The organism is Ammoniphilus soli, assembly GCF_040813775.1.
In genome coordinates, this window is the sequence record NZ_JBEGDL010000004.1 from 213,725 (window position 1) to 237,762 (window position 24,038).

Below are 24,038 nucleotides of genomic sequence, written 5' to 3' on the forward strand. Positions count from 1 at the left end.
AAAAAGAAAACAAGGCTTATCACTGTAATAGTTCCGGCAAAACGGCAATCCTGCAGTTGCCCACAAGCTTTCCCTTACAATCTTATGGAAGAGCCCTCCCTCTCGAACTCACATAGAGGTTATACCATTGCTCTCTTGTAAGGGTTATCTTCCCTGCATCCGCACATGCTTGGATGCGATCTGGGTTTACGGTACCGATAACCGGTTGAATGCCTGCTGGGTGAGTCATGAGCCACGAAAGGACAATGACCTCAGGAGTGGTTTGTTTTTGTTCAGCCATCTCTTGAACGAGCTTAGCTGTCAGTATAATCGACTCCCTTTGCTTATCTAATGAATTCCCGGAAAACACACCTTGAGCAAGGGGACCCCATGCCTGCAGTTGGATATTCTCTAATCTGCAATATTCTAATGTCCCTTCCGGGAAAATGTTCTCTGCCGCTTCCCCGTGATTGACAAGTACACCCGTTTCCAGCCAGCCCATTTTGGCCAAGCTCATTTCTAATTGGTTGATGAGGAAGGGCTCCTCGCAATAAGATTGCAGCAAACGAATTTGTCCCGCACTCATATTAGACACGCCGAACCAGCGAACTTTACCGGATGACTTTAAATCATGAATGGTTTTGGCCACTTCCTCCGGGTCCATAAGCGGGTCAGGGCGATGGAGAAGAAGAAAATCAATGTATTCGACGCCCAATCTCTCCAAAATGCCATCCACGCTTCGTCGAATATGCTCCTCGGAAAAATCGTATCGCCCCGGAACACCTGAATTTTCTTTAAAGCGGATGCCGCACTTGGATTGAATGAACATGTTTTCTCTTAAATGGGGCTGTTCCCTCAAAACCTCCCCAAATACTCTCTCCGCTTTGCCATAGGTATAAATATCTGCGTGATCAAATAGGTTAATTCCGATGGAAAGGGCGGATTCAATTGCTTCATGGGCTTGTTTGATATGCTCTGCGGTAATCGGATTCCGGTTCCATCCTCCGCCAAGGCCCATACAGCCTAGCACCAGAGGACTTACTGGGATCCCGCGACGATGAAGGGGTATGGTTTTCATAACTGATCACTCCATGTTCTGAGATAATGTATTGTCTTTTATTGCGCAAACGATTGCAGTAATGGATAAAATCCATTACAATTATTTCTGGAAGTCAGAAAATTGCACTCTCTAAAATAATAAAGGTACAATTTGACAAATACAAGCTGGATTTTTGATAACACTTTTTCAACTGAAAGATCACGCTACCATACCTATAAGGTACGACCGCTAAATCTTTCGGTTGGTTATACATTTTTCAGTATCAACTGATTGGAGGATACTGCATGTTTCTGGAAGCGATTTATCACAGACCCAAAGATAATTACGCCTATGCTTATGATTCCCAAACCGTTCACCTTCGGGTTCGGACGAAAAAAAATGATGTACAGAAAGTCAACCTCTATCATGGCGATAAATATAACTGGGATTATATTTCAGAGACCTCGGAGATGATAAAAATCGCATCCGATGAGCTCTTCGATTATTGGCAGGTCGAGGTGCGTCCACCCTACCGCAGGCTCCGCTACAGCTTCCAATTCCTATCCGGATCCAAGCAAGTATGGATGACTGAAAGCGGATTCCTAAGAGAGAAGCCCCCCAATGGCCATCCCTTATTTGAATTTCCTTTCATCAACCCCATTGATGTTTTCCAGCCTCCTACCTGGGTAAAGGATGCGGTATTCTATCAAATTTTCCCCGAGCGCTTTGCCAATGGCGATCCTACCAACGACCCAGATCAGATTGAAGATTGGACAGTCGGAGAACCGAAGGGAAATAATTATTTCGGCGGCGACCTTCAGGGTGTCATAGACCATCTGGATCATCTGATCGAATTGGGGATCAACGCCATTTATTTTACTCCCATTTTTGAAGCGATGACCAATCATAAATACGATACAAAAAACTATTTGAAAGTCGATCCGCATTTCGGGAACAATGAGAAACTAAAGGAACTTGTTCGAAAGTGTCATGGTCATGGGATTCGGGTGCTGCTAGATGCGGTGTTTAATCACTCCGGTTTTCATTTTCAACCTTTTCAAGATGTCCTCAATCATGGGGCGCGGTCAAAGTATAAGGACTGGTTCCATATCCGGGAATTCCCGATTAAAACCCATCCCCTTCCCAACTACGATACCTTTGCTTTTGTATCCCGGATGCCCAAGCTCAATACGGAGAATCCAGAAGTGAAAGAATACCTCTTGGAGGTAGCGCGCTATTGGATGGAAGAGGTTAGGATTGATGGCTGGCGGCTGGATGTGGCCAATGAAGTCGATCATCATTTTTGGAGAGAGTTTCGCCAAACCGTCAAAAACGCCAATCCGGATGCTTATATATTAGGGGAAATCTGGCATGACTCAATGCCCTGGCTGCAAGGGGATCAGTTTGATTCGGTCATGAACTATCCCTTTACCAATGCCGTTCTCGATTTCTTTGCGAGGAAGGCATCCCAAGCTGAACAGTTCAGGAACCAAATCAATAGGGTGAATATGAGCTATCCCCTGCAAGTCAATGAAGCCGCGTTCAATTTGCTGGATAGCCATGATACACCTCGTCTTTTAACCATGTGCGAAGAAGATACGAAGCGAATGAGGTTGGCTGTTCTTTTCCAGCTTACCTATGTAGGCACCCCCTGCATTTATTATGGGGATGAAGTAGGTATGACGGGAGGACATGATCCCGGCTGCCGGAAGCCCATGGTTTGGGACCAAGAAAAGCAGGATCGGGAGCTTTTCCAATTTTACAAGCAGCTGATAGGACTAAGAAAAAAGTACTCGGCATTAAGAACAGGTCTGTTCCGATTCCTTAAGGTTAGCTCCAAACAGGCTATTGCCTATGAACGGAAGGATAACCAGGAGCATTTCGTTATTGTCGTCAATAACCACGATCAGCCGGTTACCCTGAATCTTAAGGAGCTTGCCGGTTCCGGCTGGGAAGAGGCACTTACGGATGAAATCCTAGATGCGAATGGCAAAGGATTGACTTTGTCTTTGCCTGGTTATGGGTATGCGGTCTTGCGGAAAATAAGCTAATGAACTTTCTGGGAGATGAGCTCTCTCACATCCCTCTTCCCTATCTTGAAAAAGAAGTCATTCGCTTTTCTCTGAAAAAAGGCGATGTGATCCACCCGGCCCCAGGGAACAGAGAGTTCCCTGGGGCCGGGTGGACGAAAAGGTTCAATAAGTGGAAAAATGCCACTTACAATCCAAATCAAACAAGATAAAGTTGAAATAATTGGAAAAACTCCATCTAATGCAGCTCAAGCCCTTCATTTTGGCCGTTCCGCTGCCATTAGTGGGAGTTATTCCACCTAACGGCAAGAAAAAGTGGTAATTTTTGGGGGTTAAATGGACAATTTCTACTTACGTCAAACCCACCTTTCCCTCTCTAATCTGCACAGAAAGAATTCTCATCCCGAAGCAGCACCTTAGCCGCATTGTCCCATACGAATCAACTCTATCCCGATGGGATCATCCCCTAAACCCACTTTTATCTCCCCAAAAAAGAAAAGGCTGCCCCCAAAAAGTCGGTTTTTACCGACCTTTAGGAACAGCCTCATTTAACTATAGAATTCTCTCCATACCTTGATAAATATGCCCCTGATGGGAATCCACCGTGATCTCATTGCCATCCTTAAATAGCGTCGTGGCTCCCTCAACCCCTATGATGACGGCCTTGCCTAAATTCAAGCCAACGATCGCCGCATGCGAGGTTAACCCGCCATCTTCCGTAACTAAAGCAGCGGCCTTCTCAATGAACGGCGTATGCTGCTTGTCCGTATGTTGGGCAACGAGGATGGTCGTCTCATTGACTTTATCTTCCCAACCTTTCGATCCGACAATAACTACCTTGCCTGTTACCCCACAGTCACCGATGCCGCGTCCTCTGCCTACAACCTTGCCGACAACATGAACCTTCATCATGTTGGTGGCACCTGATTCGCGAACAGGCACGCCTGCTGTAATGACGATGCGATCCCCATACTTGATCATCTTTTCTTCAACAGCGGCCTGAATGGCCTTTTCTATCATTTCATCCGTATTACCCGGACTTTCATGGTGGATCGGATAGACTCCCCAAACTAAAGTCAGATGATTCACCACATCCTCATGCGGAGTGACCGCTACAATGGGGCAAGCCGGGCGGTGTTTAGCCACGGATCGAGCCGTATACCCGCTCTCTGTAGGAGTAAGGATCGCAGCCGCTTGCAGGGCCGATGCCGTAGTCATGACGGCTTGTCCCAACGCATCGGTTATCGTCATTTTCCCTTCGTACTTGTCCTGGTAAAAGCGTTCATGATAAATCGCGGAGGATTCCGCTTTTCGGGCAATCCGATCCATCGTTTGTACCGCTTCGATCGGGTACCTCCCCGCAGCGGTCTCGCCGGAGAGCATAATCGCATCGGTTCCGTCAAAGATCGCATTCGCCACATCGCTCGCTTCCGCTCTCGTTGGCCTTGGGTTATTCTGCATGGAATCGAGCATTTGGGTAGCGGTGATCACCGGTTTACCCATGGCATTGCAGGCGGCAATCATCCTCTTTTGAACCAAAGGAACTTCCTCGGCAGGAATCTCAACCCCCAGGTCTCCACGGGCCACCATCAAGCCATCTGATACCTCCAGAATGTCCTGCATGTTATGAACGCCTTCCTCATTCTCTATTTTGGAAATAATACGAATATTGGACCCGGATTCCTCGAGAATATGCCTGATTTGAAGAACATCCGAGGCCTTGCGGACAAAGGAAGCGGCGATATAGTCCACCTTCTTGTGAATCCCAAAGGTAATATCCGCTATATCCTTTTCCGTAATACTGGGCAGGTTGACCGAGAGTTGAGGAAGGTTGATCCCTTTGCGGTTCTTTAATTCGCCGCCATCGATGACCCGGCAGCGGATATCATTTCCTTGAATCTCTTCTACCTTGAGTTCGATTAATCCGTCATCCACGAGGATGGTAGCACCCGCATGCACATCGTTGGGCAACTGGTCGTAGGTGACGCTAACCCTCTCCCGCGTTCCTTCGATCTGTTCCGTTGTGAGGACAAGGAAATCCCCCGCCTTTAGCGTAATTTGCCCATCCTTTAACACCCCGGTACGAATTTCCGGTCCCTTGGTGTCGAGCATAATGGCCACCTTGTGATTCAATTCTTTTGCACAAGACCGAATCGCATCGATGCGCTGCTCGTGTTCCTCATGACTGCCGTGAGAAAAGTTCAACCTCGCCACATTCATGCCGGCTAACATTAATTTTTTTAAGACTTCAGGTTTTTCGCTTGCTGGTCCAATCGTGCAAACAATCTTCGTTTTTCTCATACCTACACCTCATCTATTTATGGTAAACTTCACTAACGGATCGCTTTCTTCCTTCTGTCAAAAAATCGATAAGCAGCTCTCCAATACATACCACCGTTCCAGCTGTTCTTCATGTTAAAACACTCCACCAAACCCTACCCCTTCGTCGCCCCCGACGTTAGGCCTGCAATCAGATATCTTTGCAGGAAGATGAATAGTAGAGTAATTGGAATCGCTACCAATACCGAACCGGCCGCGAAGGTCGTAAATTCGACTTTCGATTGGGTCGTCGATACCATCTCATATAGGCCTACGGCCAAAGTTTTCTTTTCGGAAGACCGAAGAACCAGCTTGGCGAAGATGAAATCCATCCAAGGACCAATAAAGGAAGTCAAGGCTACAAAAGTAAGGATGGGCTTGGACAGCGGGAGCATGATACGGGTAAAAATGATCCAGTTGGTTGCCCCATCGATCATGGCCGCCTCCTCCAATCCGCGCGGGAGGGAATCGAAATGCCCCTTTGCCACCCAAGCCCCTCCCACAATGGCGCCGGTACTATAAACAAGGATCAAAGCAAAATGAGTATCCAGAAGACCGATTTGCATCAGCAATATATAGATTGCAATCATTCCCATGAAGCTCGGGAACATCGTAATGACAAGCATCGTCATCAGTCCGAATTTTCGGCCTTTAAAGCGAAATCGGGATAAGGCATAAGCGGTCATCACGACTAAGGTGGTTCCGACGATCATGGTGATGACTGAAATTTTCAGCGTATTCCAATACCAAAGGGCATAATCCGTTTCCTTGAACAAATCAACATAATGCTCCAATGTCAGTGCTGTCGGAATGATCGTTTCACTGAATAGGCTATCCCCTACCTTAAACGAAGACATAATCACCCATATCGCCGGATATAGGCTGATAACAGAAAGGACAATCAACAGGGCATAACTGAAGAATAAGCGTATTTTACTCGGTCTCATTGAATCATGTCCTCCTCCTTAAAGGATCTCGTTCGGCGGTAATTCACAATCGAGAATACAGAAATAAAGATAAAGATGAGGATTCCGATGGCGGAAGCCATATTGAACTGGTTTTGCTGAAGCGTTAGCTTGTAAAGCCAGGTGATCAGCAAATCCGTTCCCCCAGCAGATTGATAGCCTGCGACAGGAGGATTTCCGTCCGTTAACAAGAAAATGACGTTAAAATTATTGATGTTGCCTGCAAACTGCATAATCAGGAGCGGAGCCGTCGCGAAAAGGATCATCGGCATCGTAATTTTCCAGAACTTCTGGATCGAAGTTGCCCCGTCCATATCCGCCGCTTCATACAATTCTTTGGGAATACTGGCTAAGACGCCTGTAACCAAAACCATCGTAACGGGAATCCCCACCCACATATTGACAAAAATAACCGTGAATTTGGCCAGCATCGGGTCCGTCAGCCATGGGATCGCCTCAAAGCCAAGCATCTTCAGATATTGGTTAATCGGACCGAATTGCCCATTATAAATATTGCGCATGATGAGCAAAGAAACAAAAGCAGGAATAGCCCAGGGGATAATCATGACGGTTCGCCAAAATTTCTTGAAGCGAATCCCCTCCTGATTGATCAGGACAGCTAGAAGGATCCCTCCAAAGTAGCAAGTAACCGTTGCCGAAACGGCCCATACTACGGTCCAGGCAGCCACGCCGAAGAAGGTTTGGCTCCATGCTTTCATAGTGAAAAGATCGATAAAAGTCTGAAACCCTACCCAATTGACCAAACCGGCTGGAGGAATATTCCTGGGTGCCGAGAAATTCGTAAACGCTAAGAGAACGCTGAACACGATCGGCAAGACTGTAAAAAACAGGGTAGCAATAATGGGGAGAAACAGTAATACATAGACAAAGTTCCTATCTTTCAGATTGGCCAATGTGGCTGCGAAGCGATTTGGGCTTTTTCCCTCTTCCATTTCTTTAGCCACTCGATAAGCATCTTTCACACTTGCATAATGCAACGAAAGAAATAAGATCAAAACAAATAAGGCAATCACTCCTTCGAGCATCAAAAAGATCGAATGATCTCCCGGAACCATTTGATAGATTCCATCGACCTTCTGAATTTGGCCTGGATGCTCGCCTAGTGTAATCAATCCATGTACCTTCTCCCCTAAGGAAGTGAAAATAAACACCATTTCGAAAATTCCAGCTGCAAAAAATAACAAACCTTTGCCGATCTGGCGATTAAATAACTGCCCAAGCCCCATCCATAAGGCGGATAAAACCGCTGCCATTTTGGCTTGTGACTTGCTTTGCGTCCCTTCCAAAGGAACGGTTATCTTCGTATCCATTCTTGCCCCTCCTGTCCGTGTCATATTAACCGCTTACTTTTTCATTCCCTGCCTGATTTGCTCTACTGCTTCATCTAATGCGGCTTTCGGATCTCTTCCATCATTCCAGATGGTGCCCAGTGCAGCCTTAGCAGGATCCCAAACCGCATTCATTTGCGGAATGGATGGCATGGGAGATGAATGCTTGAATTGCTCCAAAAACGCCATGGATATTTCATCTTTAGCGACTAGCTCTTCCAAATCTTTGCGAGCAGGAATGCTTCCAAGCGTTTGATGAGCCATTTCCAGGTTTTCCTTTGATGTCGCATAGCGGGCAAACAGCCTCGCCGCTTTCGGATATTTGGTGTAAGCATTGACATACCAAGCTCTTACGCCAGAAAAGGATTTTGGATGCTCCCCATTTGGCAAGGTAGGCAGCGGAACCACCCCGAAGTTCACCCCTTCCGACTTGAACGTACCGACAGCCCAAGGCCCGTCAATGTTAAGGCCAAGCTTTCCCTCCGAAAATAGGGAAGTTTTTATATCATTATTGATATCGCCGGCATTCAAAGGAAGAATTTCCTTCAGGCCTTGCATAAACCTGGCCCCTTCAACGGCCCCTTCGTTGTTCAAGCCCATATCATCCGGATCGATCCCATCCTTAAACACATAACCGCCAAACCCGGAAAGAAAAGGATAGCTGAAATAGAAATTCCCTACATCCCACATAAAGCCGAACTTATTATTTTGGGCATCCGTATTCTCCTTGGCAAAGGCTATAACCTCATCAAAGGTTGCTGGAGCCTCGCGAACCAGATCTTTGTTATAAAATAAGGCGTAAGTTTCCACATACTTCGGATAGCCATAAACCATGCCATCCATGGATACGGCTCTTACCGCATTATCCAGGAATTCCGCTTTGGTTTCTTCTTCAAAGAATTCGTTGGGAACGACAAGCCCTGTAGCCACGGCATTGCCCAATTGGTCATGCGGGAAGGTGACCACATCGGCTCCCAAACCGGCCGGTCCATCGGTTGTTAATTTGCCGATCTGTTCCCCTTGATCTACTTCTTCCACCCTCACAGGGATTCCATATTCTTCAGTAAAAGCGTCAGCGATTTTCTTCAAGACGTCAATGTCTTTTCCTTTACTTTCCCAAACAACAAGTTTAGCCTCCTCTTCAGGAACCAGTACATCCGATGCGGCCTGTACGGTTCCCGGCTTGTCCTCTGTTGCTGATGCCCTGTCCGTTCCCTGATTTCCGCTGCTGCACCCTATTAAGGCTGAAAAAGCAAGGGCAGAGCTCAATAGAATAGAGCTCAACTTTTTTAACTTAACCAAGATATAACCCCTCCCTACCAAAATTCCTTGTGCAAACCTTTGCACCAATAAACAAAAAAATCTGTAGCCCTTTTCTTTTTGTTAATCGTATAGGACAACGGTTTGATTTGATACTATCATACACTATTCGTCATGATTGCGAAACCGTTTGCACAAATGGTTTGAGCTGATTTTCGGTTGATTTCACTGATTTAACACATGAAATCTTAATTTTTCTTTATTTTTCAACTATACTTGCTGTTTTTCATTTTAACGATATTTGTTCCTTTTGTTGACTTCCCATCGTGAAGTATTTATGATTAATATGGAAAGCGTTTGCGCACTAAAGCATATGATCTGAGGGATTTCGATGTCAGTAACGATAAAAGATGTGGCTAAATTGGCTGGGGTTGCTCCATCCACCGTTTCGCGTGTGATTTCGAACAGTACCAGGATTAGCCCCAAGACCACGGCAAAAGTTAAAGAAGCCATGAATACGCTCGGTTACCATCCTAACGTCATGGCCAAAAGCCTCGTTTCCCGCAGTACCCAGACCATCGGCGTCATTCTGCCGCGGGCAGCGGAGGAAATCTTTCTCAATCCTTTCTTCCCTGAGGTATTGCGAGGCATTAATGCTTATGCTAACCAGGCAGGATATGACCTATTGATGTCAGCCGGAAGCAACCAGGAACAAGAAAAGGCTGCCTTCAACCGTCTAGTCTACGGCGGAAGGGCGGATGGAGTCATCCTCTTGACTTCCCGCGTCAATGACCCGCTCATCCCGCTGCTGAAAGAACGAGATTTCCCTTTTATTTTAATAGGAAGCTCCCAGCAGCATCCGGATATCCTCTCTGTAGATACCAACAACGTAAAGGCTGGATATGATGCTGCAGCGCATCTGATTAAGCAGGGCCATCAGCGAATCGGCTTTGTCAGCGGTCCAAAGGAGCTGGTCGTTTCGCAGGATCGGCTGAAAGGATGCCGCAAGGCTTTGGAGGACAGCGGACTCTCCATTCATCCCGACTGGATGATGGAAGCCTCCTTCCTGCAGGATAGCGGTTACCACGCGATTTCCATGATGCTGGAGAGGCCCAATCGCCCAACGGCCTTAGTCGTGACAGATGATTTGATTGCCTTCGGCATTCTTCGAGGTCTCTACGATTTGAATTATAAGGTGCCTGATGATCTTGCCATCGTCAGCTTCAATAATGTTTCCATATCTGAATTGACCACCCCCCCATTAACGACGATTGATATTGGGATTTACCAGTTAGGCTATACCGCTACTCAAATGCTGATCAAAAAAATCAATGAAGAAGAGATCCATCAACATTCAGTCATTATTCCTCACCGCTTAGTACTGCGGCAATCTTCGATTAGATAAGGTGCCTGTCACCACCCGGTTTTTGTCGACGCAAAAAAAGCCAAGAAAGCTTCTAGATCCCTAGACCTTCTTGGCTTTTTCCATTAACAAAGGACATCTTCTCCCAAACCCGTGAACGCCATCGCCAGAGCATGAATAACCCGCGCAGCCACTCATCTGCCGCGAAAGCGATCCAAACACCGATCAAACCCAAACCAAAATGAATTCCCAGCAAGTAGGAGAGCGTCACGCCAACTCCCCACATGGACAGGATCCCCATATAGACAGGGAACTTGACATCCCCTGCGGAACGCAAGGAATTAATGATCACTAAGTTAAAGGTCCTGCCTGGCTCGAGAATGATAGTCAATAGAATTAATGTGCTCCCAAGGGCAATGACGGTCGGGTTATCGGTGAAAATCCCCAGCAGCTGTTCACGGAACAAGGAAAAGATAGACGCCATCCCCAAGGAAATCAGCATCGCAATCCTCAGGCTGCGTAAGCAAGTATTATAAGCCTCCTCATTCTTCCTGGCCCCGATTAAATGACCAATCAAAATCTGTGTTCCCTGCCCCATAGCAACAGCAAACAAGAAAATGAACATCGAAATATTCTGGGCATAAATCTTGGTTGTCAATGACTCCGTTCCGATCAAAGAGATGAAGTACGTGATGACAACCTGTGAGGAATTGTAAGCCAGATGCTCTCCCGCTGAAGGAATCCCTATTTTCAAAAGCTGCCCTAGTTCCTTTTTGGGAAAAGGAAAAAGGCACTGGAACGGGATTTGCCCTTCCACCCTTTTCCACAGGATCATAAACATAACGACTAAACCGATAGCCCGGCTTACAGCGGTAGAAAGAGCCACCCCTGTTACCCCCAGCACCGGAAGCCCGAACGGACCGAAGATGAATAAATAGTTTCCGATGACATTCAGGACGTTCATTCCCATCGTCACATACATCGCATCCTTGGTAAATCCGTGACAGCGGACGATAGCTCCAATGGTCAATATTAGTGACTCGATAAAGGAAAGCCCTCCGACAATCTGCAAATATTGCAGCGACTGATCCATCAATTCCTCCGGCAGCTTCATCATCCTCAAGATGGATTCACCAAAAAGGAACAGAACCACGCTGATAAACAAACCGAACAAGAAATTGATGAAAAGCGCCAGAGCCACATATTCAGAGGCTTCTTTCCCCTTCTTTGCCCCCAGCAATTGGGCAATAAGGATCCCTGCTCCTGTTGCGACAAAGCCGAACATGACGATGACGACAGAAAGAATTTGGTTAGCCACACCCACGGCTGCAACCGCATCGTCAGAGTATTGGCTCAACATTAAAGTATCGGCATTTCCCATGAGCATATGGAGGAAAATTTCAATAAAAATAGGCCAAGTTAAGGCAAAAAGAGTTAGTTTTTTACTCATATAGTCCCCAATTTTCTTGTTATATCATGAATAAAGCATCATAAACATGAACATAGTTCATATTCATTATTAAGTAGTGATTCAATAAAGGGATGGGGAATTATGAAAATTTTAACAGCATCCTCCGGAGATACACTCCGTACGATTGCGCAAAAGTATCGCGTCGAAACAGAACAGCTTCACTCCCTCAATCCGCACATTCCTGGCACCGATTTGAATATCAGCGGAAAAAAAGTAAAAATCCCCTCTCCAGCCGTGCCGACCAGAAATCTTGCCGGGCTCCCCCCTTGCTTTCCTCAAGTACCGGAGAGATTGCAGGATCAATTTATTCCGCTCGCCTCTTTGGATGAAATGTCTTATAAGGACTACGATGTGCTCGTCGTCGGAACAGGGGCAGGAGGGGGGGCAGCGATCTGGAGGCTGTGTGAAAAACTAAGGGACACCGATAAAAAAATAGGCGTTGTGGAAGCAGGACCGATTTTGCTGCAAACCCATGCGGCAAACCTGCCTACTTTGGCGGGCCGATGGGATGACTATTTTTTGAATCCCAAAATCTCGAGGCCCATTGGCAATCTTCTTCCTGACTTGCCCGGTGCGAGAGACGCTATTGCTCTTGGGGGACTGACTTTATTTTGGGGACTCGCTTGTCCCCGCATGCACCCTTCCGAATGGATGAATTATCCGATAGATAGAAAAGAATTAGAGTTATATTATAATATCGCTGAACAGGTAATGATGGTCACAAAAGCGATATATCCCCTTTCGCAAGCCTTCCTCAAGCGTCTATGGGAGGGTGGCTTTCCCGAAGCCACAGCCATTCCGCGAGCCGTTAATCTGGATCCGTCCAGATATGGGCCAGTAGTCCATTTCAGTTCCATTTCGTTTTTAGCCTCAGCGCTAATGCAGCGTCCGTTCGATTTGGCGATCCATGCCAGGGCTGTACAAATACTTACTGAACAAGGGAAAGTCACCGGGATCAAAGTAATGACTCCCGAAAAAAAAGCCTATGAATTAAAAGCAAAAAACGTCATCCTGTCCGCAAACGCTTATGAAACCCCGCGCCTCTTGCTTTCCTCCGGAATTGAGGGAAGAGCGATCGGTCATTATTTAACCCTTCATTCTTTTTTGAGATCCAGTTTCCAAGTGCTTCAGCCACTGCGTGACGCCATGTATAGTTTAGATATTAATCGCCTTATGATACCGCAAACGGAAAGCAATCCGTATCAAATCCAGTTTGACATCTTTGGGGCATATGAGACACAGGATCAATTGGCAGAGCATCATGTTGAAACTTATTCTTTTGGCAGGGTGGAATCCCATTATGAGAACATGCTTTTCCTCGATCCTGACAGGAGAGATCCATACGGGGTCCCTGAAATCCAAGTTAACTTTGCCTTCAGCAATAAAGATAAGTCCGTCATTGCCCGATTGGAGAAAAGTATAAATGAAGCTGCTGCTGTTTTAGGATCCGGCAAGCAACCCGAAATCTGCATAAGTCCTCCCGGAAGCGACTATCACACAATGGGAACCTGCCGCATGGGCGATGACCCGTCTACCTCATCAACGAACCGCTATGGTCAAATCCACAGCACATCCGGTCTCTATGTAGCGGATAACAGCATTTTGCCTAACACAGGAGCTGCTAATCCGACACTGACTACAGCTGCCCTTGCGATTCGCACGGCAGATTATATCACCCGACAATTGGATTAATCAATAATATCCCTGCCCTCGACCCGCTTCTATTATCAGCTGGCTCGAAGGCGGGGTTCGATAAATCCACTGCAAGCCGTTATTTGGCTTGAATCGTCATCACAGTTTGTCTGCCTCTTTCCACCGCTTGTCCTGTCATTTTTTTCAGACTTTCCACCATGTCTCCATTGGTGATTACAATCGGCGTAATCGTGCTTTTTGCTTTTTCCTTAATCAAATTCAAGTCAAATGAAATCAATAGATCACCTGCTTTCACTTGATCCCCGACTTGAACGTGACCCTCAAAGCCTTCCCCTTGCATATTAACCGTGTCGAGGCCGACATGAATGAGAACTTCAATACCCGTATCTGAAAGCAAGCCAATGGCATGCTTCGTATGGAAAAATTGGATCACCTCTCCGTTAACCGGTGAAACCACCTTACCCTCCGTCGGTTCAATGGCTACCCCATCCCCCATCATGAGCTGAGAAAAAACGGGATCTGGCACTTCCTCCATGTTCACAACCTTCCCTGTCAAGGGAGCTACTAAAATTTCTTCCTTTTTCTTCTCTTTCTTTCCAAAAAGTTTGGCTAGCATATCTGTTTTCTCCTCATTATAGTTCTATTTCAAGCCCAAAATGGTCTGATATCATCGGTCTATTTGCACCATTAAAAATAATGGAAGATCGTTTAACCGATACAGGTTTGCTGGCAAAGATAAAATCAATTCGCTTGTCTTCTTGGCTTTTGGACCAGCCTGCAATGGCTCCGCTCACCGTGACTCCATCATCTCTTTCCTCAGCCAGCTCATACGTATCGTAAACACCTTGACGGCTCAGATAATCATATCCTTCTCCTTCGATAAACGCATTATTGTTGAAATCACCCATCAAGAAATAAGGCTCATCCTTTTTAGCCTGGCGAAGAAGATTGTCCACTTGATGCTTAAAGGGCTCTTCCTCGTCATGCCACCAACCCAAATGGCACGAATAGAAGGAAATCAATTCTTCATTAATTCGAATCTTTGCACCGACAATCTTTCTTGTTTTCCAACGATGGATATCCTGGCTTCTGGAGATGAAAAAAGAGTTCGCTTGCTCAATGGGATGCTTGGTCAACAGCGCGAGTCCTTCCTCATATTTTTCCTCATAAGCCAAATGCGAGAGATCCCAAACGGCTTGGTAATCATAAACTTCCAACTTCTCGAGTTCATCCAGAAGAACTCTCACATAATTGTCTTCTGAAACACGTCCGTTTTCCTCTTGCTTCCGATGGAGCTGGCTTACCTCCTGCAGAGCAATGACATCATAGTCTTCAGCCTGAATCGTCTCCGCCAGGCATTTGATTTTCTCCATTTGATTTTCTTCCTGCCAGGAATGGCAGTTTAAAGTTAATAGCTTCATGGTTCTCATGCTCCTAACTTATCTTGAATGTCCGATTTCAAGACATCCGCTTTGGGACCATAAATGGCTTGTACCCCATTGTCTTTCACAATCAGGCCCATCGCTCCATTCTTCTTCCAGTCCTGTTCGGAAGCCACGGCCTTCACGTCTTTTACAGTAATGCGCAGGCGAGTCATGCATGCATCCACTTCTTCAATGTTTTCTCGGCCGCCTAATAGACGGATCACCGCAGAGGCGAGCGAATCTTTGTTATCCTCCTCATTTTGGCCTTTTTCTTGTATTGGCGAAGCAGGCTTCTCTTCTTCAATATAGTTCCCCAAGCGGCCCGGAGTGGCTAATTTAAATCGCTTAATCATAAAGTTGGCGATTGAAAAGTTCAATCCGAAAAAGACCACGCACGCGATCACAAAATTGAGAAGGTCCAGCCATAGACCTGCTTTAATAATCATCGGTGTACGCGTTAAAAGCTCAATGAATCCGAATGAATGAATGCGAACATGAACGATATCCACGATGGCAAAAGCTAAACCGGTCAGTATCGCATAGATCACATAAAGAACCGGAGCGACAAACATAAACATGAACTCGATCGGTTCGGTTACCCCTGTCAAAAATACGGCCAAACCCGCAGAAAAGAACATCGATTTATATTTTGAACGCTTCTCTGGATCCACGTTGCGGTACATCGCTAAGGCGATGCCTAGCAAAGCCGCAGAGGAAAGAATCATTTGCCCTACTTTAAATCGGGCCGGTGTAACCTCATGCAATAACTGATTATAGCTTTGGATATCGCCTGCCACTAACAAGTTATTCAAGTCAGCAATCCAAGCCAGCCACAATGGATCTTGTCCTGCCACCGTCTGGCCCGCGCTCGATCCGGTCAGAATGGTATAGGTACCGCCCAGTTCCGTATAATTCATGGTAACGGTTAACATATGGTGTAAGCCAAATGGCAATAATAAGCGCTCTAATGCCCCAAACACCAACGGCGCAATGACGGGTGCCGTGTTGCGGGATGATGCAATCCAACCCCCGAAATCATTCAATATCCCTTGAATAGATGGCCAAATGAAAGAAAGCACGACGGCCGTAAGGATGGAATGAACAATGACCACAAACGGAACAAAGCGTTTGCCGTTAAAGAAAGCAAGAGCTTGCGGCAGCTTGTCAAAATTATAGTACTTATTAAATATACTCGCTCCCAGAAAACCGGAAATAATTCCAATAAATACGCCCATATTCAAGGCTGGGGCGCCGAGAATAGATGTAAAATAATCTTTTACGACTAAGGGACTGCCGAAGAGCGAGGCCACTGTCGCTTCCGGGTTTAAGAGCATATCTGGTTTTACATTGAATATAGCTCCGGTAATTCGATTGATCAGAATAAAAGCGATTAACGCCGCAAAAGCTCCGCCCGCCCGCTCTTTGGCCCATGATCCGCCAATGGCAACAGCAAATAGGACATGCAAGTTGCCAATAAGCCCCCAGCCGATTTCTTCAACAATATGAGCAATCGTTTGCACTAAAGCCAAATCGCCACCCATCATACCGATCAGCTTCCCGATGGAAATCATCAGCCCCGCAGCAGGCATCACGGCAACAACAACAATGAGGGCCTTCCCAAACTTCTGCCAGAAATCAAAAGAAGTGAATTTCATTTGCCGTTCCTCTCCTTTTTTGTTTAGGTTAATAGATATACTCTAGCTTCATACGGCCTTAATGTGATTTCTTGAATGTCTTCTTCTGCTTCGATAGAATAATTGCTGATTAATAATTGTCTGGATTTCCCAACTATGTTCGCAGGTAGTTCAAAGATAGCTTCCTCTTTGGAGAGGTTCGTGATGATAAGCAGCATTTCATTATTTAATGTTCTGGTATAGGAATAAATATATTCATGGTCTTCCAAAATCAGGTCATAGGTGCCATAAACAGCGACAGGGAATAGCTTTCTCAATTGTATCAATTTCTTATAGTAATGGTAGATCGAATCCGGCTCCTGAAGCGCCTTCTGTACATTGATTTCTTTGTAATTTGGATTGACTTTCAGCCAAGGCGCGCTGGCTGTCGTGAACCCGGCATGGGTTCCCTGATCCCACTGCATAGGGGTTCTTGAATTGTCCCGGCTGTTCTTCCAGATGATGCTCATCATCTCCCGGTGGGATTTCCCATTTTCCATCTCCGTACGATATAGGTTTTTCGTGGCTACATCGTTGTAATCCTCAATGGATGGAAACTGCACATTGGTCATGCCGATTTCCTGTCCCTGATAGATAAAAGGAGTCCCTTGCATCAGAAAATACAGAGTCGCCAGGCATTTCGATGATTCATCCCAGTATTCCTTATCATCGCCCCAAGAGGAGACGGATCGCGGCTGGTCATGATTTTCCAGAAATAAGGCGTTCCAGCCTCTTCCTTCAAGACCCTTTTGCCATTTCGTCAAGGTTTTTTTGAGTCCATGAATGTCGATGCCGGAGGTTTCACCTTTTCCCCACAAATCTAAATGCTCAAATTGGAAAATCATATTGAATTTTCCGTTCTTTTCGCCTACCCATAGGTCAGCCTCTTCAACTTTTACCCCATTGGCCTCCCCTACAGTCATAATGTCGTATTTTTCAAATGTCTCCCTCTTTAGCTCTTCCAGAAAGACATGAATTCCTTCTCGATTCATATGACCGTCAAGGGAAGGAACGTATTTCAGTTTCTTTGGATTAGGCAGGTCAGGAAATCCCGGAACCTTTTTGATGTGTGAGATCGCATCCACCCGGAATCCATCAATGCCCTTATCCAGCCACCAATTGATCATCTCATATAAGTCTTGGCGCACCTTGGGATTTTCCCAATTCAAATCTGGCTGTTTTCGCGAGAAGACATGCATAAAGTACTCTTTTGTTGCTGCATCATATTCCCATGCGGAACCGCTAAAGATGGATTCCCAATTATTTGGCTCTTTCCCGTTTCTTCCCGGATGCCAGATATAATAGTCGCGATAGGGATTGTCCTTCGATGAACGGGACTCGATAAACCATGGATGTTCATCCGATGTATGGTTAATCACCAGATCCATGATCAGCTTCATGTCTCGTTTATGGACTTCCTCCAGCAGCTGATCAAAATCCTTCATCGTGCCAAAGTCAGCCATTATGCCTTTATAATCGCTTATGTCGTAACCGTTATCATCATTAGGAGAACTATAGATCGGACAGATCCAAATCACATCAATCCCAAAATCCTTCAAGTAATCCAGTTTGGAAATGACTCCTTGTATATCCCCGATTCCATCACCATTGGAATCCATAAAACTGCGTGGATAAATTTGATAGGCTACAGCTTCTTTCCACCATTTTTTTTGCATAGATTCTTCCCCCTTACACTGTTACTAGTAGATTAACACAATATTCTCTTTCGTGCAATCGTTTGCGCAAAGTGTTAAAAGAACAGCACACTTCTAAAGATGAAGTGAGCTGTGCAAAAAACACCTAGCAAGTTAATCTCGATTTCACCAACCAGGCACCTCCAATGGCACCTGCATCATTGCCTAATGTTTGTAATAGCTAACTCTGCACCTTGTGCTACTCTTGGAAGTTAGCATTGTCCAGCGTTTAAATAAACATTCCGCCATCTACGACAATGTTTTGTCCTGTTACAAAATGAGAATGGGCAATCAGGGAATACGCAACCTCCGACACATCCTCTGGGGTGGCAATCCTCCCCAGAGGTGTACCGTGAGCAAGATGATTGATATGTTCTTCTTGACCTTCTACCCAACGGGTTTGAACGATTCCCGGAGATATGCTATTTACCCTTACTTCCGGTGCCATCACTCGCGCTAATGATTTGGTCACGCTTATGGCCGCTGCTTTAGAAGCAGCATAAGCAATGGAACTTCCCAGACCCGTCATCCCCGCTATCGAAGTGATATTAATGATGCAACCTTTTTGTTTTCTTAATTCTGGAGCAGCAGCTCGGCAACATTGAAACATGCCCTTCACGTTTACATTCATCGCTCGATCCCAATATTCTTCCTTTAGCCCCTCTAAGTCATGATGTTCAACAAAATTAGTTACACCTGCATTATTGATTAAAATATCTAACCGACCGAATTTTGCAACAGTTTCTTCTACCATGAGACGGACTGCCGCATCATCGGATACATCCGCTTTGGACAAGAAACTTAAGACTCCGTAAGCATCTATTTCTTTTTGTGTCTGCTGTGCTTCCTTTTCAGACCGAGAATAATTGATCGTTATATGTACTCCCTCGCGAGCTAAACGAAGCGCGACAGCACGTCCGATCCCCGTAGCTGCTCCTGTAATCAATGCCACTTTTCCGCTTAACAATGAAATCGCCACCTTTATAAGATTCTTTCAATGATGGTGTTTCGCAACACCTGATTCCAATTAATAAAATAAAAAGAAAAGATCTTCTACAATTTCTGTTTTCCCGTTCCATTTGTTTAATAGATTAATATAATGCCTAACCACAAAGATAGAATAAAAGAACAGAAAAAAAGGGAGGTTCACCTCCCAAGTAAGGGGTGGAGAGTAAGTCCTAAATAGAGTCCAAACACTCCATCTGCTTGCTTTGAATGAGTCGGATTCCAAAGCAAGCATAGCAGTGATTGGTTTAGTTTTTGCCAAATGAACCAAACTCGCGAATTTTCGCTTTTACTGATTCTTTAACAGCATCTCGGGCTGTTCCCATATAAGTACGCAAATAATATAGCTCTGGCTCTTCGTTTAAAGTCTTTCTGACTGTCTCCGCAAATAAGATTTGGTTTTCTGTATTCACATTGATTTTGGAGATTCCTAAAGAAATGGCTTTTCGAATATCATCCGCCGGAATTCCTGTCCCTCCATGCAATGCCAAAGGGATGTTCGTTAACATCCTTACTCTTTCTAGCACATCAAACCGGAGATTCGGCTCTCCCTTGTATGTGCCGTGAACAGAACCGAGGGATGGAGCAAGGCAAGTAACGCCAGTCTCCGAAACAAATCGCTGACAGTCCTCAGGCAAAGCGATCGAACCCTCGCTTTCATCGATGACCATGTCATCCTCTTGACCGCTAATGCGTCCCAATTCCGCTTCAACAGATACGCCAAGAGGAGCTGCTGCACTCAAGACCCTTGCGGTAACCTCTATATTCTTCTCCAAAGGAAGATGGGATCCATCTATCATGACAGAAGTAAAGCCTGCCTGCATGGCTTTCATACAAAGATCAAAGGAAGTGCAGTGATCCAAATGGAGAGCTACAGGTACCGTGATTTCATATTCATGCATCATTAATTGAACGATTGAAGCAATGGGATTCAAACCGCCCATATATTCGACAACGGGCTCTGTCACTCCCAAAATAATGGGTGACTTTTCTTCTTGAGCAGCCTGGATAAATGCCTGGATGAACTCCAGACTGTTCACGTTGAATTGCCCTACAGCATATTTCCGCTGGAATGCATCATGAAGCATTTCCTTCATTGAAACTAAAGGCATTCAGCAATCCCCCCATGTCTTAAGATGCACGATGAGGGCAAGATTTTTCAAACCACAATCAGGGTTACATTTAATGAGTCCCGTACCCTTTAGCCACGATACCCTAATCTGAATGAAATCTTTTTACTCACATCCATCATTTTATTTTTTAATTCCTCCAATGTTTCCGGCGTCATTCTCATGGTTGGCCCGGAAACGCTAACCGCCGCTATCACTTTTCCCGTACGATCGAAGATAGGTGTAGCAATGCAAGTGATCCCCAGTTCGTTCTCTTCTAAATCCAGTGCATACCCTTTCTTCCTTACTTCAATCAGATGGTCGTATAAGGCTTCTTTATCTGTAATCGTGTATGGCGTATGCTTATCGAAATCATATTTCTCGAATATCTTCGTCACTTCGTCCGGAGGCAAGAAAGCAAGAATGGCCTTTCCTACAGAAGTGCAATGCATAGGGGCTCTGGTTCCTACTTTGGAATGCATGCGCAAGGTTTCATTGCCTTCCAGTTTTTCAATGTATACCACTTCGCCGCGATCATAGACAACGAGATGAATCACTTCATTAGTGAGTTGTTCTAATTCCTTTAAAAACGGTTTCGCTTCCGTTCGCAAGTCTATGGATTCAAGCAATGAAGAACTTAACTCTAAAATTTTGTAGCCTAATTTATATCTCTCGGTTTCCGAATCCTGTTCAACATATCCATGCCGGACAAATGTGGCTAACATCCGATAAACGGATGTCTTGTTTAGATCCATTTCTCTTGAGATTTCAGTTACTCCAAAACCTTGCTGCTTTGTGCTTAATATATCAAGTATTTGTAAGGCCCGATCCAGCGATTTTACATTCGGTTCAGTGGACATATGTGATACACTCCGATCTTTCATTTTCAAAAACTATATCTATTAATATATATCACATACGAAGAGAATCCAAGAAACGGTATGCCAACCGGACGGGCCTTACGATCTCGGTGTTACAGCTTACTCCATGCCCTCATGAGCGTACGCTTGCTTTGAGCAATAACAATATCTGATGACTCATTCCCAACAGGTTTAACCTCAAATGCAACGACATTGGATTGCCCTTCTCCTATATATCCGATTTCCATCAATACTTTTAAATACTCTCTTAACTCTTCCACATCATTTTCACTTCCCGGATATCCGAAACGAGGATGTTGATCGCCATAAGTGGGATCTTTCGGGTCCTTAATATAGCAGTTCCCGATATGCGCATGATTGAGGTAATCCCGAGTCGTGTAGAGAGCGTCTCTTGAAGTTTCCCGCTGCATTGGCAAATGGCTGAGATCAAGCATCAATCCGAATGTCGGATCGGCTTTTCTCACTTCTTTTGCCACTTCCACCGCAAGGCGGTTCGACCCGATCAGGCATTTCTTGTCGGTCACATCATCAAAGGTTTCTAGTGAAATGACCAAATTGCCTTTGCTTCTCGCATATTGGCAGATCTCGCTTAATGAATCAGCCAGTAACGCAAGCGCCCGATCTTCATTCCTATCCGGCTTGGGTCCGCTAAGTAAGCCTAGCTTTCCGGCATGCAATTCATAGGCTTGGTCAATCGCTCCCTTAACGAGATCAATGGCGACTCTGCGCTTTTCTTCATCAAAAGAATTCAGATCTGCTTTATTTCTTAGCAATACAGGCTGAGCTCCGAGTCCCGTCGTCATGCGCCCGGATTGAAGCATCCCGGCAACGGTCTTCCTCTGTTCCGGATCGTTGATTTGTGTGATCTCAATAGCCGAAAAGAAATCATCCGTAATGATCTTATTTACGGTTTCGATGATGGGGCCGTCCCCTGCCATCGTTTGCGGATAAGCCATGAAGTGAACAATCCCGACTTGCATGTAATGTTGAATGTCGCCTTTCATTTGTTAACACTCCTTTCATAATCTTCTTTCTCCTCCCAAAAGGGGGAGGAGAAATATTAATCTGAACTTTCCGAAAACAATGAACCTAGTTTACAGCGTAATCCACGGTAGAAAGTCTTCCGTTTGGCGAGAAGCCACATTCAGCAGCAGGGTCAACGATCACTTCAATGAGATAAGGCTTGCCGAGTTCCGCTGCACGTTGAAGAGCTGGTTTGATATCTCTCCAATCGGTGACAAGTTCTCCGCGTACCCCCATCCCTTCAGCAGTTTTTACGAAGTCAATTCCACGCTCGCCATTATCGCATAGTTCATTTGTGTAAATGAGGTCCGTGGAAATGCGGCGCTTTTCATACCACCAGTTTTGCTGTTGGCGAATCAAACCAAGCAAGGAGTTGTTCATAACAAATACAATGATTGGGATATTAAACTTAGCGGCAGTAGCCAAATCCTGCAGGGACATACCTAAACTGCCGTCACCTACGATATTTACGCTTTGACGCTCAGGGAAAGCTAATTTTGCTGCCATCGCAGCTCCAAGGCCCCAACCCATGGTACCTGCTCCTCCAGTAATCAAATAAGAGCGCGGGACATAGGTTTCAAACAGCTGGCAAGACCAGATCTGGCTGATGCCGCAGTCATGAGAAACGAATGCGTCACGATCCAGGAATTCACGAAGCTCTCTTAACGCACGCTGAGGCTTAATCGGTGTGGAATCAAAATCGGTTTTACGCGCCAGTCTGGTGCGTTCTTCGGTTAAATCCAATGGCTTTATTTCTAATGCTGTAGCTGCTACTTCTTGAGTCAGTGCTTTTACGGCCTGGGTCAGCTTCACCATAAAAGACTTAACATCAGCTACCACAGCCAATTCCGTTTCAAGATATTTTCCGATTTGTTTCTTATCTAAGTTGACATGGACAATTTTCTTGTTTGCCTTAAATTCTTCGAAGTTACCGATACTTCGGTCACCGAAACGTCCGCCAAGGTTAATGACCATGTCCGCTTCCAGGATCGTCTTGTTTCCAAGTGGAGTATTCAGCATGGTACCCATACGTCCCGCAAACAACGGATGGTCATTCGGGAAGGTATCAATTCCCATTACTGATGTAACTACTGGTATTTGCAGAGTTTCTGCCAATTCTTTTAGCTCAGCTGTCGCATTGGCCAGGTTTATACCACCTCCGGAAACAATGGCAGGCTTCTTCGCTTCTCTCAGAAGCTCAATGGTTTTAGCAATAAGTTCATCCGTAGCTTGCGGTAATTCCACAGGTACGCTCACAAATTCATCCAGATCAACTTCAACTACCGTTTTTTGTACGTCTACGCATAGGTCGACTAATACAGGACCCATTTTTCCAGTAGTTGCAGTTTCCCAAGCTTCGTGGAATCTTTGTACCGCAGTATTCGCATCGTTCATCAAGTAAACTTCTTTACTTACTGGTCTAGCAATTTCTGTAATCGGCACTTCCTGGAAAGACTGTGTACCGATCAGGTGAGTAGCTACTTGGCCGGTAAAAGCGATCATTGGGACGCAATCCATGTATGCACCATACAGACCGGTAATGAAGTTGGTACCGCCAGGACCGGATGTAGCTGCACATACGCCTACCTTACCGGTGGCACGAGAATAAGCATCAGCCATAAAAATACCGGTTTGTTCATGACGAACGACGTAGGATTCGATATCTGTCAATTCCCGAATCGCATCATATAGTGGAAGAATTGCAACACCGGGAACACCGTAAATCTGTTCTACCCCTTTTTTCTTCAAATAAAGTGCAATTGCTTCTGCTACCGTCATTTTTTGCTTTGCCATAGTGAAT

Annotated in this window: 19 protein-coding genes; 4 read left to right on the top strand and 15 right to left on the bottom strand. The window is 45.5% G+C overall.

What is annotated here, in order from left to right; translation table 11 throughout:
- Positions 1 to 82: 82 nt before the first annotated feature.
- Positions 83 to 1,057, bottom strand: a complete 975-nt coding sequence (locus tag ABLT31_RS11320; RefSeq protein WP_367751622.1) for an aldo/keto reductase — start codon at positions 1,055 to 1,057, stop codon at positions 83 to 85.
- 266 nt (positions 1,058 to 1,323) lie between these two features.
- On the opposite strand from ABLT31_RS11320, the gene ABLT31_RS11325 reads away from it, so the two are divergent.
- Together ABLT31_RS11325 and ABLT31_RS11330 are read left to right on the top strand one after the other, a co-directional pair.
- On the top strand, positions 1,324 to 3,069 hold the full coding sequence (locus ABLT31_RS11325; protein WP_367751623.1) for an alpha-glycosidase: 1,746 nt from the start codon (positions 1,324 to 1,326) through the stop codon (positions 3,067 to 3,069).
- Entirely contained in the window at positions 3,069 to 3,260 is a 192-nt protein-coding gene (locus tag ABLT31_RS11330) for a hypothetical protein (protein ID WP_367751624.1), read from the top strand. Before ABLT31_RS11325 ends, ABLT31_RS11330 begins: the two co-directional genes overlap by 1 nt.
- A 340-nt stretch (positions 3,261 to 3,600) precedes the next feature.
- Here the strand turns inward: ABLT31_RS11330 and pyk are convergent, their stop codons facing one another.
- The 4 genes from pyk to ABLT31_RS11350 form a co-directional block, all read right to left on the bottom strand.
- Complete coding sequence (pyk, locus tag ABLT31_RS11335; protein ID WP_367751625.1) at positions 3,601 to 5,349, bottom strand: pyruvate kinase; 1,749 nt, start codon at positions 5,347 to 5,349, stop codon at positions 3,601 to 3,603.
- A 134-nt stretch (positions 5,350 to 5,483) separates the two neighbouring features.
- A complete protein-coding gene (locus ABLT31_RS11340) occupies positions 5,484 to 6,314 on the bottom strand; it encodes a sugar ABC transporter permease (protein WP_367751626.1) in 831 nt (276 codons plus the stop codon).
- On the bottom strand, positions 6,311 to 7,663 hold the full coding sequence (locus tag ABLT31_RS11345; protein WP_367751627.1) for a carbohydrate ABC transporter permease: 1,353 nt from the start codon (positions 7,661 to 7,663) through the stop codon (positions 6,311 to 6,313). The genes ABLT31_RS11340 and ABLT31_RS11345 overlap by 4 nt, the downstream gene beginning before the upstream one ends.
- Positions 7,664 to 7,696: 33 nt before the next feature.
- On the bottom strand, positions 7,697 to 8,983 hold the full coding sequence (locus tag ABLT31_RS11350; RefSeq protein ID WP_367751628.1) for a sugar ABC transporter substrate-binding protein: 1,287 nt from the start codon (positions 8,981 to 8,983) through the stop codon (positions 7,697 to 7,699).
- 349 nt (positions 8,984 to 9,332) lie between these two features.
- Between ABLT31_RS11350 and ABLT31_RS11355 the strand changes: the two genes are divergently transcribed.
- A complete protein-coding gene (locus ABLT31_RS11355) occupies positions 9,333 to 10,346 on the top strand; it encodes a LacI family DNA-binding transcriptional regulator (RefSeq protein WP_367751629.1) in 1,014 nt (337 codons plus the stop codon).
- 52 nt (positions 10,347 to 10,398) lie between these two features.
- On the opposite strand, the gene ABLT31_RS11360 is transcribed toward ABLT31_RS11355, so the two are convergent.
- Positions 10,399 to 11,754 carry an MATE family efflux transporter gene (locus ABLT31_RS11360; protein ID WP_367751630.1) on the bottom strand — a complete coding sequence of 452 codons (1,356 nt, stop codon included), beginning with the start codon at positions 11,752 to 11,754 and terminating at the stop codon, positions 10,399 to 10,401.
- 102 nt (positions 11,755 to 11,856) lie between these two features.
- Between ABLT31_RS11360 and ABLT31_RS11365 the strand changes: the two genes are divergently transcribed.
- Positions 11,857 to 13,467 (top strand): GMC oxidoreductase, encoded by a 1,611-nt coding sequence (locus ABLT31_RS11365; protein ID WP_367751631.1) that lies wholly within the window; start codon positions 11,857 to 11,859, stop codon positions 13,465 to 13,467.
- 79 nt (positions 13,468 to 13,546) lie between these two features.
- Here the strand turns inward: ABLT31_RS11365 and ABLT31_RS11370 are convergent, their stop codons facing one another.
- The 9 genes from ABLT31_RS11370 to ABLT31_RS11410 form a co-directional block, all read right to left on the bottom strand.
- On the bottom strand, positions 13,547 to 14,044 hold the full coding sequence (locus tag ABLT31_RS11370) for a PTS sugar transporter subunit IIA (protein ID WP_367751632.1): 498 nt from the start codon (positions 14,042 to 14,044) through the stop codon (positions 13,547 to 13,549).
- A 16-nt stretch (positions 14,045 to 14,060) separates the two neighbouring features.
- Positions 14,061 to 14,849, bottom strand: a complete 789-nt coding sequence (locus tag ABLT31_RS11375; RefSeq protein ID WP_367751633.1) for an endonuclease/exonuclease/phosphatase family protein — start codon at positions 14,847 to 14,849, stop codon at positions 14,061 to 14,063.
- A gap of 5 nt (positions 14,850 to 14,854) precedes the next feature.
- Positions 14,855 to 16,507: a PTS transporter subunit IIBC gene (locus ABLT31_RS11380; protein ID WP_367751634.1), complete on the bottom strand. Its 1,653-nt coding sequence runs from the start codon at positions 16,505 to 16,507 to the stop codon at positions 14,855 to 14,857.
- Positions 16,508 to 16,530: 23 nt separating this feature from the next.
- Positions 16,531 to 18,201: a glycoside hydrolase family 13 protein gene (locus tag ABLT31_RS11385; RefSeq protein ID WP_367751635.1), complete on the bottom strand. Its 1,671-nt coding sequence runs from the start codon at positions 18,199 to 18,201 to the stop codon at positions 16,531 to 16,533.
- A 247-nt stretch (positions 18,202 to 18,448) separates the two neighbouring features.
- A complete protein-coding gene (locus ABLT31_RS11390; RefSeq protein ID WP_367751636.1) occupies positions 18,449 to 19,186 on the bottom strand; it encodes an SDR family NAD(P)-dependent oxidoreductase in 738 nt (245 codons plus the stop codon).
- A 286-nt stretch (positions 19,187 to 19,472) separates the two neighbouring features.
- Positions 19,473 to 20,336 carry a class II fructose-1,6-bisphosphate aldolase gene (gene fba, locus ABLT31_RS11395; RefSeq protein ID WP_367751637.1) on the bottom strand — a complete coding sequence of 288 codons (864 nt, stop codon included), beginning with the start codon at positions 20,334 to 20,336 and terminating at the stop codon, positions 19,473 to 19,475.
- Positions 20,337 to 20,425: 89 nt separating this feature from the next.
- Complete coding sequence (locus tag ABLT31_RS11400) at positions 20,426 to 21,193, bottom strand: IclR family transcriptional regulator (RefSeq protein WP_367751638.1); 768 nt, start codon at positions 21,191 to 21,193, stop codon at positions 20,426 to 20,428.
- Between the two features lie 113 nt (positions 21,194 to 21,306).
- Positions 21,307 to 22,218: a TIM barrel protein gene (locus ABLT31_RS11405; RefSeq protein WP_367751639.1), complete on the bottom strand. Its 912-nt coding sequence runs from the start codon at positions 22,216 to 22,218 to the stop codon at positions 21,307 to 21,309.
- Positions 22,219 to 22,303: 85 nt separating this feature from the next.
- Entirely contained in the window at positions 22,304 to 24,031 is a 1,728-nt protein-coding gene (locus ABLT31_RS11410) for a thiamine pyrophosphate-binding protein (RefSeq protein WP_367751640.1), read from the bottom strand.
- Positions 24,032 to 24,038: the final 7 nt, after the last annotated feature.

Bases quoted from the DNA above. Each gene is read 5' to 3' on its own strand.
- ABLT31_RS11320 (WP_367751622.1), bottom strand. From the start codon at position 1,057: ATGAAAACCATACCCCTTCATCGTCGCGGGATCCCAGTAAGTCCTCTG.
- ABLT31_RS11325 (WP_367751623.1), top strand. From the start codon at position 1,324: ATGTTTCTGGAAGCGATTTATCACAGACCCAAAGATAATTACGCCTAT.
- ABLT31_RS11330 (WP_367751624.1), top strand. From the start codon at position 3,069: ATGAACTTTCTGGGAGATGAGCTCTCTCACATCCCTCTTCCCTATCTT.
- pyk (WP_367751625.1), bottom strand. From the start codon at position 5,349: ATGAGAAAAACGAAGATTGTTTGCACGATTGGACCAGCAAGCGAAAAA.
- ABLT31_RS11340 (WP_367751626.1), bottom strand. From the start codon at position 6,314: ATGAGACCGAGTAAAATACGCTTATTCTTCAGTTATGCCCTGTTGATT.
- ABLT31_RS11345 (WP_367751627.1), bottom strand. From the start codon at position 7,663: ATGGATACGAAGATAACCGTTCCTTTGGAAGGGACGCAAAGCAAGTCA.
- ABLT31_RS11355 (WP_367751629.1), top strand. From the start codon at position 9,333: ATGTCAGTAACGATAAAAGATGTGGCTAAATTGGCTGGGGTTGCTCCA.
- ABLT31_RS11360 (WP_367751630.1), bottom strand. From the start codon at position 11,754: ATGAGTAAAAAACTAACTCTTTTTGCCTTAACTTGGCCTATTTTTATT.
- ABLT31_RS11365 (WP_367751631.1), top strand. From the start codon at position 11,857: ATGAAAATTTTAACAGCATCCTCCGGAGATACACTCCGTACGATTGCG.
- ABLT31_RS11370 (WP_367751632.1), bottom strand. From the start codon at position 14,044: ATGCTAGCCAAACTTTTTGGAAAGAAAGAGAAGAAAAAGGAAGAAATT.
- ABLT31_RS11375 (WP_367751633.1), bottom strand. From the start codon at position 14,849: ATGAAGCTATTAACTTTAAACTGCCATTCCTGGCAGGAAGAAAATCAA.
- ABLT31_RS11380 (WP_367751634.1), bottom strand. From the start codon at position 16,507: ATGAAATTCACTTCTTTTGATTTCTGGCAGAAGTTTGGGAAGGCCCTC.
- ABLT31_RS11385 (WP_367751635.1), bottom strand. From the start codon at position 18,201: ATGCAAAAAAAATGGTGGAAAGAAGCTGTAGCCTATCAAATTTATCCA.
- fba (WP_367751637.1), bottom strand. From the start codon at position 20,336: ATGCCTTTAGTTTCAATGAAGGAAATGCTTCATGATGCATTCCAGCGG.
- ABLT31_RS11400 (WP_367751638.1), bottom strand. From the start codon at position 21,193: ATGTCCACTGAACCGAATGTAAAATCGCTGGATCGGGCCTTACAAATA.
- ABLT31_RS11405 (WP_367751639.1), bottom strand. From the start codon at position 22,218: ATGAAAGGCGACATTCAACATTACATGCAAGTCGGGATTGTTCACTTC.
- ABLT31_RS11410 (WP_367751640.1), bottom strand. From the start codon at position 24,031: ATGGCAAAGCAAAAAATGACGGTAGCAGAAGCAATTGCACTTTATTTG.